The 799-nt window shown below is 51.9% G+C and carries 1 protein-coding gene; it reads right to left on the minus strand.

Translation table 11 applies throughout. The annotated features are described in order from the left end of the window. The coding region (locus AC1DH9_RS30105; protein WP_477809449.1) for a hypothetical protein at window positions 1–446 on the minus strand (446 nt) is incomplete at its 3' end. Between the last annotated feature and the right edge of the window lie 353 nt (window positions 447–799).

Raw genomic sequence — 799 nt, forward strand, 5'->3', positions numbered from 1 at the left:
GTGTTGACCACCGATCCGCTATTGGATCCCTTGGCCAGCTCCTTGACCAGGCTGCTGCTCACCTCCATCAGCGCACCGTTGGTTTGAGCGATCTGCCCCTGAATCGCCATAACCGCGGTGGTCTTGGCTTCCGGCGTCGGATATGACGCGGCCTGGGCCGCAGCCAGTTGCTGTTGTTGCTGGCGCAATTGTTCTTGCAGTTCCTTCATGCGTTTGAGCAGCATCTTCACCGTGATGCTTTGGCTACCACCGTCATCCGCCTGGGTCTCAGTGCCCGGGTTTTGCCCTACCGGGCCTGTCCTGACTTGCTTGCTGTCACCTTCCTTACCAGCCGTCAGTTGTGTCTCGGCTTCTGCCTTCGCGTCGTTCAATGCGTTGATCGTAGCGAGCGACTTGCCGCCAATCGTGATGCCGCCTGCGTTTGGAAAACCTACTGAAATGGACATATGAGCTCCTGCACAAAGAATGATCCTGAAGGGATCATCGACCTCTGAGCGGCTTTCTTTAGCACTAATGCCTTTCGAAAATGTGGGAAATCCTAGATTTACGCTGTAGGAGATTTCGGACAGCCGAACACTTCCATCGCACATATTCGGAAACCCGGACGACTATCGCCTTGAGCGCCACCGCACAAAAGATATAAATCTATATAAATCAAAAGGTTAAAAGATTTTTAAATCGAAGATATGACTGGTACAGATCCTGCTCTTACTGGGTACCCCGGCATACAGATCTGCTTGGGGTGTTTCTAGATGAACCTGCATCAGCACCGTCATCACTACTAGAGAGAAAACAATGA

It is taken from the genome of Pseudomonas sp. 05T35, assembly GCF_056396605.1.